The sequence below is a fragment of the Nocardioides sp. genome (genome assembly GCF_035703625.1).
In the GTDB taxonomy this organism is placed as follows: domain Bacteria; phylum Actinomycetota; class Actinomycetes; order Propionibacteriales; family Nocardioidaceae; genus Nocardioides.
Window position 1 is genome coordinate 1 of the sequence record NZ_DASSXS010000054.1, and the last position, 6,819, is coordinate 6,819.

At 70.6% G+C, this 6,819-nt stretch carries 7 protein-coding genes and 1 pseudogene; 2 read left to right on the top strand and 6 right to left on the bottom strand.

The window, feature by feature from the left end; translation table 11 throughout:
- Both VFN12_RS02495 and VFN12_RS02500 read right to left on the bottom strand, forming a co-directional pair.
- Nucleotides 1–1,002 (bottom strand): NAD(P)H-dependent glycerol-3-phosphate dehydrogenase, encoded by a 1,002-nt coding sequence (locus VFN12_RS02495; RefSeq protein WP_325116977.1) that lies wholly within the window; start codon nucleotides 1,000–1,002, stop codon nucleotides 1–3.
- A complete protein-coding gene (locus tag VFN12_RS02500; protein WP_325116978.1) occupies nucleotides 1,002–1,778 on the bottom strand; it encodes a lysophospholipid acyltransferase family protein in 777 nt (258 codons plus the stop codon). Before VFN12_RS02500 ends, VFN12_RS02495 begins: the two co-directional genes overlap by 1 nt.
- 143 nt (nucleotides 1,779–1,921) lie before the next feature.
- On the opposite strand from VFN12_RS02500, the gene cofC reads away from it, so the two are divergent.
- On the top strand, nucleotides 1,922–2,575 hold the full coding sequence (gene cofC / locus VFN12_RS02505) for a 2-phospho-L-lactate guanylyltransferase (protein ID WP_325116980.1): 654 nt from the start codon (nucleotides 1,922–1,924) through the stop codon (nucleotides 2,573–2,575).
- Nucleotides 2,576–2,585: 10 nt separating this feature from the next.
- On the opposite strand, the gene VFN12_RS02510 is transcribed toward cofC, so the two are convergent.
- The 3 genes from VFN12_RS02510 to leuC all read right to left on the bottom strand — a co-directional run bounded on the left by VFN12_RS02510 (nucleotide 2,586) and on the right by leuC (nucleotide 5,549).
- Nucleotides 2,586–3,287, bottom strand: coding sequence for an HU family DNA-binding protein (locus VFN12_RS02510; protein WP_325116981.1), 702 nt, complete (start codon nucleotides 3,285–3,287; stop codon nucleotides 2,586–2,588).
- Nucleotides 3,288–3,504: 217 nt separating this feature from the next.
- Nucleotides 3,505–4,104 (bottom strand): 3-isopropylmalate dehydratase small subunit, encoded by a 600-nt coding sequence (gene leuD / locus VFN12_RS02515; protein ID WP_325116982.1) that lies wholly within the window; start codon nucleotides 4,102–4,104, stop codon nucleotides 3,505–3,507.
- Nucleotides 4,104–5,549: a 3-isopropylmalate dehydratase large subunit gene (leuC, locus tag VFN12_RS02520; protein ID WP_325116983.1), complete on the bottom strand. Its 1,446-nt coding sequence runs from the start codon at nucleotides 5,547–5,549 to the stop codon at nucleotides 4,104–4,106. The genes leuD and leuC overlap by 1 nt, the downstream gene beginning before the upstream one ends.
- A 108-nt stretch (nucleotides 5,550–5,657) precedes the next feature.
- Here leuC and VFN12_RS02525 point away from each other — a divergent pair, with 108 nt between their 5' ends.
- The gene (locus VFN12_RS02525) at nucleotides 5,658–6,380 is read left to right on the top strand and encodes an IclR family transcriptional regulator (protein WP_325116984.1); all 723 of its coding nucleotides are present in this window, start codon (nucleotides 5,658–5,660) and stop codon (nucleotides 6,378–6,380) included.
- On the opposite strand, the pseudogene VFN12_RS02530 reads toward VFN12_RS02525, so the two are convergent.
- A pseudogene (locus tag VFN12_RS02530) lies at nucleotides 6,381–6,819 on the bottom strand (histone deacetylase); the annotation flags it as partial.

The window sequence follows — 6,819 nt, forward strand, 5'->3', positions numbered from 1 at the left end:
TCAGTCAGTCTCCGCCTTGGTGTCGCGGGCGATGAAGGCGTCCATCATCTCGCGCGCGGTCAGCTTCCCGGCGACCACGGAGTCCACGTGCTCGGCGATCGGTGCGTCGATGCCCGTGCGCCGGGCCAGTGCGAGCAGCGAGGAGCACGACTTCGCGCCCTCGGCGACCTGGCGGGTGCTCGCGTAGATCTCCTCGGTGGTCATCCCCTTGCCGAGGTTCTCGCCGAACGTGCGGTTGCGCGAGAGCGGGGACGAGCAGGTCGCGACGAGGTCACCGAGGCCGGCGAGTCCCATCAGGGTCAGCGGGTTGGCGTCGAGCGCGGTGGCGAGCCGGGCCGTCTCCGCGAGACCGCGGGTGATCACCGACGCCGTGGTGTTGTCGCCGAAGCCGAGACCGACCGCCATCCCGACGGCCAGGCCGACGACGTTCTTGTAGGCGCCACCGAGCTCGCAGCCCAGCACGTCGACGCTGGTGTAGGGACGGAACGCCGGCGAGTGGCACATCGCCTGGAGCCGCTGCGCGACCTCCTCGTCGGCACACGCGACGACCGAGGCGGCGGGCTCGCGCCGGGCGATCTCCGCGGACAGGTTGGGGCCGCTGACCACGGCGACCCGCTCCGGCCCGGCGCCGGTGACCTCCTCGATGACCTCGCTCATCCGCTTGAGGCTGCCGAGCTCCACACCCTTCATCAACGAGACCAGCGGGACCTCCCGCGGGAGCGCGTCGGCCCACTCCTGGAGGTTCTCGCGGAAGGTCTGCGACGGCACCACCAGGAACACCGCCTCGGCACCGGCTGCGGCCTCCTCCGGATCATGGGTGGCCGACACGGTCCGCGGCAGCTCGATGCCGGAGAGGTAGTCGGTGTTCTGGTGCCGCTCGTTGATGGTCGCGCACACCTCCTCGCGGCGACCCCAGATCTTGACCTCGTTGCCCGCGTCGGCCAGCACGATGGAGAAGGCGGTGCCCCACGAGCCGGCCCCGAAGACCGCGACCTTGCCCATCAGCGACCGTCCTTCTTCTTCCGCGCGGTGCGCTTGTTGGGATTGCCGATCTGCTGCACGCCCATCCGGCGCGGGTCGAACCGCTCGGCCGGCGCGGTCTCCCCGCGCAGCTCCTCCACGATCGAGGTGAGGGCGGCCATGATCCGCGCCGTCGCCGTGTTGATGGCCTCCGTGCTGCGGGTCCGGCCCACCAGATCGGTGAGGTCGACGGGGTCCCCGGCCTGCATCGTGACGTGTTGGCGCGGGACCAGGTGCGGCCTCGAGGCGTACGGCGCCAGGATCTTCTGCACCCCCCAGTGGCCGACCGGGATCACCGGGCAGCCGGTCTCCAGTGCGATGCGTGCGGCCCCGCTCTTGCCGGTCATCGGCCAGAGCCCGGGATCACGGGTGAGGGTGCCCTCGGGATAGACCACGACGCACTCGCCGGCCCGCACGGCCGCGACCGCGGCGTCGTAGGCGCCGATGGCGGTACGGCTGAGCCGCTCGACGGGGATCTGGCCGGCTGAGGTCAGGAAGCCCGCCAGGGCCTTGTTCTTGAACAGCCCCGACTTCGCCAGGTAGCGCGGGATCCGGCCGTGGTCGTAGACGAACAACGCGGTCAGGAGCGGGTCGACGTGGGACATGTGGTTGACGACCACGATGCATCCGCCCTCGGCCGGGATCTTCTCGCCGTCGATCCAGGTACGGCGCGTGGTGGCCAGCAGGGCGGGCTTGAGGATCACGACCGCGAGGTCGACCGCCCAACCACGCTTCTGGCGGACTCTGCGAACCTTCACCCTCGCCCCTCGATGGTCACCGGGCCGAGCGCCGGCCGGACGCACCCTGCGTCGAGTGCAGGCTACTCGGTCGGCTCCTCCGACCGGCCGTGACGCGACACCACTCGCGGATCGCCGCGGCCGCGCCTGACAGGATCGAGGAGATGAAGGACCAGGAGCACGTCGTGCTGGTGCCCGTGAAGCCACCGGCCGTGGGCAAGTCCCGGCTGGTCGGCCTGACCGTCGAGCTGCGCCGGGAGCTCGCGGTGGCCTTCGCGCTCGACACCGTGTCGGCGTGCCTCGCGACACCCGGCGTAGGCGCCGTCCTGGCGGTCACCGACGACGCGGCGTTCTCGCAGCGACTGGCCGCACTCGGCTGCGAGGCGGTCCCTGACGGCGTCACCGGAGACCTCAACGCCTGCCTGCGGCTCGGCGCCGCCGAGGCGGTGCGGCGCTGGCCGCACCTCTCACCGGTGGCGCTGTGCGCGGACCTGCCGGCCCTCCGGCCCGATGACCTGGCCACGGCGCTGCGCGACCTCTCGGTGAGTGACCCGTCGTTCGTCGCCGACGCGGCCGGGACCGGCACCACGATGTACGCCGCCCCGCTCGACTCGTTCGATCCCAGGTTCGGCCCCGGTTCGCACGCGGCACACCTCGACGCCGGAGCCGTCGCGGTGGAGGGCGACCTGGTGTCGCTGCGTCAGGACGTGGACGACCTCGACGACCTGCACCGGGTCCTCCGGCTGGGCGTCGGACCCCACACGAGCGCCCTCGAAATGGACTCAGGGTGGGCCGCCGTTTCCGGCGACCCACCCTGAGTCCGCTGTGTCAGGACTTCTTGGCCGCGCTCTTCTTGGCGGTCGACTTCCTGGCCGGGGCCTTCTTGGCGGTGCTCTTCTTCGCCGGCGCCTTCTTGGCGGTCGACTTCTTCGCCGGCGCCTTCTTCGCGGTGCTCTTCTTCGCCGCCGTCGTCTTCTTGGCGGTGCTCTTCTTCGCGGCCGTGGTCTTCTTGGCGGTGCTCTTCTTCGCCGCCGTCGACTTCCTGGCCGTCGACTTCTTCGCGGCGCTCTTCTTCGCCGGAGCCTTCTTGGCCGTGCTCTTGGTGGCCGGGGCCTTCTTCGCGGCGCTCTTCTTCGCCGCCGTCGACTTCTTCGTCGTCGACTTCTTGGCCGCGGCTGCCGCCTTCTTCGTGGTGGCGGTGGCCTTCTTGGCCGCCGGCGCCGCGGCCGCGACGGTCAGCTTGGGAAGCTTCTTCGCCCCCGAGATGACGTTCTTGAGGTCAGCGCCCGGCGTGAACTTCGGCACCGCCTTCTTCTTCGACCTCATGCTCTGGCCGGTTTGCGGGTTGCGGACCGTGCGGGCGTTGCGCACGCGCTTCTCGAACGAGCCGAAACCCGTGATCGCGACCTTTTCTCCCTTGGCCACCTCGCGCGTGATGGTGTCCAGGACTGACTCGAGCGCGTGGGCGGCCGCCTTGCGGTTTCCCTCGAAACGCACTGCCAGCGCGTCGATGAGCTGTGACTTGTTCACTAGCTTCCCTTCCAATGAACCTATGCAGCCGAGCCCGTGCTCGACGTTTCTTCAACGCACGCTAGGGTTTCGTGGCCTTCGTCACAATCAAAACGCCGCACATTGCGCGTGTTTCTTCAATGCGGCCAAGGCCGCCTGATCGGGAATTCGTGCCGGAACACTCCCGACAAGATGCTCAGATCCCATCCCCGCTTGGGGATTCGGGTTCCTGGAAGGTTCAGAGAGTCGCTGGTTTCCAGGTCGGTCGAGTTGACTCGTATGTCGCGATGTCGTCGTCGTGGGACAACGTGATGTCGATGTCGTCGAGTCCTTCGAGGAGTCGCCACCGGGTGTAGTCGTCGATGTCGAAGGAGTCCTCGATCGCGTCCGGTCCCTCGCCGGCACGGACCGTTCGCGACTCCAGGTCGATGGTCACGACCGCTCCTGGTTCGGACTCGAGGAGATCCCAGAGCCGTTGCACGACCTTCTCGTCGACCTGGGCGGCCACGAGTCCCGACTTGCCTGCGTTGCCCCGGAAGATGTCGCCGAAGCGGGGGGAGAGAACCGCCTTGAAGCCGTAGTTCTGCAGGGCCCAGACGGCGTGCTCGCGTGAGGAACCGGTGCCGAAGTCGGGGCCGGCGACCAGCACCGAGCCGGCGGCGTACGCCTCGTTGTTCAGGACGAAGTCCGGGTCGCCGCGCCAGGCCGCGAAGAGGCCGTCCTCGAAGCCGGTGCGGGTGACCCGCTTGAGGTAGACCGCGGGGATGATCTGGTCGGTGTCGACGTTGCTCCGCCGCAGCGGGACTCCGACACCCGTGTGGGTCGTGAACCTGTCCATCAGCTTTCCTCTCCGGTTGCGGGGTTGCCGGACTCGACCGCCGCCGGAGGGAGGTCGGAGGGTGAGGAGAGGGTGCCGCGGATCGCGGTCGCCGCGGCCACGGGGACGGACACCAGGTGGGTACGGCCACCCTTGCCCTGCCGCCCCTCGAAGTTGCGGTTCGACGTGGACGCGCTTCGTTCGCCGGGGGTCAGCTGGTCGGGGTTCATGCCCAGGCACATCGAGCAGCCGGCGCCGCGCCACTCGCCACCGGCCTCCTTGAAGATGACGTCGAGCCCTTCCTCCTCCGCCTGGAGGCGCACCCGCACCGACCCCGGGACCACGAGCAGCCTGGTGTCGGCAGCGACCTGCCGGCCACGGACGACCTCGGCCGCCGCCCGCAGGTCCTCGATCCGCCCGTTGGTGCACGAGCCCACGAACACGGTGTCGACCTTCACCTCCCGCATGGGAGTGCCGGCCTCGAGACCCATGTAGTGCAGCGCCTTCTCGGCAGCGATGCGGTCCTGCGGGTCGTCGTACTCGTCGGGCCGCGGCACGCGACCGCCCAGGGGCACCCCCTGCCCGGGGTTGGTGCCCCAGGTGACGAAGGGGGTCATCGTCGACGCGTCGAGCACGATCTCCTCGTCGAACTCGGCGTCGTCGTCGGTGACCAGGTTGCGCCAGTGCTCCACCGCGGCCTGCCAGTCCGCGCCCTTCGGCGCACACGAGCGGCCCTCGATGTAGTCGAACGTGGTCTGGTCGGGGGCGATCAGCCCGGCCTTGGCCCCCCACTCGATGCTCATGTTGCAGACGGTCATCCGCGCCTCCATCGAGAGCTCCTCGATGGCCGGCCCGCGGTACTCGACGACGTACCCCTGCCCGCCACCGGTCCCGGTGTGGGCGATCAGGGTGAGCACGAGGTCCTTGGCCGTGACGCCTTCCGGAAGGCTCCCGTTGACGGTGACCGCCATCGTCTTCGGCCGCGCCTGCGGGAGCGTCTGGGTCGCCAGGACGTGCTCGACCTCGGAGGTGCCGATGCCGAACGCGAGCGCGCCGAAGGCGCCGTGGGTGCTGGTGTGGCTGTCGCCGCAGACGATGGTCATGCCGGGCTGGGTGAGGCCGAGCTGGGGGCCGACCACGTGGACGATGCCCTGCTCGATGTCACCGAGGGGGTGCAGCCGGATGCCGAACTCCTGCGCGTTCGCGCGCAGCGTCTCGACCTGGGTGCGGCTCACCGGGTCGGCGATGGGCTTGTCCCAGTCGACCGTGGGCACGTTGTGGTCCTCGGTCGCGAGGGTGAGGTCGGGACGCCGTACTCGCCGTCCGGCGAGCCGCAGGCCGTCGAAGGCCTGGGGTGAGGTGACCTCGTGGATCAGGTGGAGGTCGATGTAGAGCAGGTCCGGCTCTCCCGGGGTCGAGCGGACGACGTGTGACTCCCAGACCTTCTCGGCCAAGGTCTTGCCCATCTGGTCCTCCCTCGCATGCGCGACTTCCGGAGCGCCTCGGGGACGCTCGGGCGTACGTCACACACACTACGTCTTGCATCCCATGATCTGAGACGCCAGTATTGCCATATGGACACCACCAGTGGAGTCGGCGTACTGGACAAGGCGGCCCTCGTGCTGACCGCCCTGGAGTCCGGGCCGGCCACCCTCGCCGGGCTGGTCGCGGGCACCGGGCTCGCCCGGCCGACCGCACACCGTCTGGCCGTGGCCCTGGAGCACCACCGTCTCGTCGCCCGCGACATGCAGGGCCGCTTCGTGCTCGGTCCGCGGCTGGCCGAGCTGTCCGCCGCTGCCGGGGAGGACCGTCTGCTCGCGACCGCCGGCCCGGTGCTCGCCCGGCTCCGCGACATCACCGGGGAGTCCGCACAGCTGTGGCGCCGCCAGGGAGACCACCGGGTCTGCGTGGCCGCCGCCGAGCGGCCCAGCGGTCTCCGCGACACCATCCCGGTCGGCTCGCAGCTGACCATGCGGGCGGGGTCCGCCGCCCAGGTGCTGCTCGCCTGGGAGGACCCGGAGCGGATGCACCGGGGCCTGCAGAACGCGTCGTTCTCGGCCGCGGCGCTCTCGGGGATCCGCCGCCGGGGCTGGGCCCAGTCGGTGGCCGAGCGCGAGCAGGGCGTGGCCTCGGTGTCGGCGCCGGTCCGCTCGCCGGGCGGCAAGGTCATCGCCGCCGTGTCGGTGTCCGGTCCGCTCGAGCGGCTGTCGCGCCAGCCCGGACGGATGCATGCACCGGCCGTCCTGGCGGCCGCCGAACGCCTCTCCGAGTCGCTGCGCCGGGCCGCGGCCGAGTAGTCAGCCCACGGCAGCGGCCAGGGAGTCGCGGTCCCAGGCGAGGTCGACGCCACGGCAGGCCAGGAGGTAGTCGACGATCTCCTCGCAGCTGAGGTGGTGGGACTGCCTCAGGCCGCGCGCGATGGTGACGACGTACGGCGGCGCCGGAGCCCGCAGCCCGAGGGACTCGGGGTCGGCGGCGCTGAAGGTCACCACCGGACGCCCGTCGAGCTCCCCGGCGAGGTGGAGGGTCTCGTAGCGGCCGGGTCCGATGACGTGCCGGCGCGCCCTCACCACCTCGGTGAGGTCGAGGTCGTCTCCCGGCTCGCGCCACATCTCCTGCGCGAGCACGTCGGACAGCTGGCCCGCGGTGACGAGGTAGGCGTGGGCCAGGACCGATCCCTCGGCGTCGGGATCGTGGAACGCGATGCCCCCACCCCACGTCGGCGACTCCCAGGCG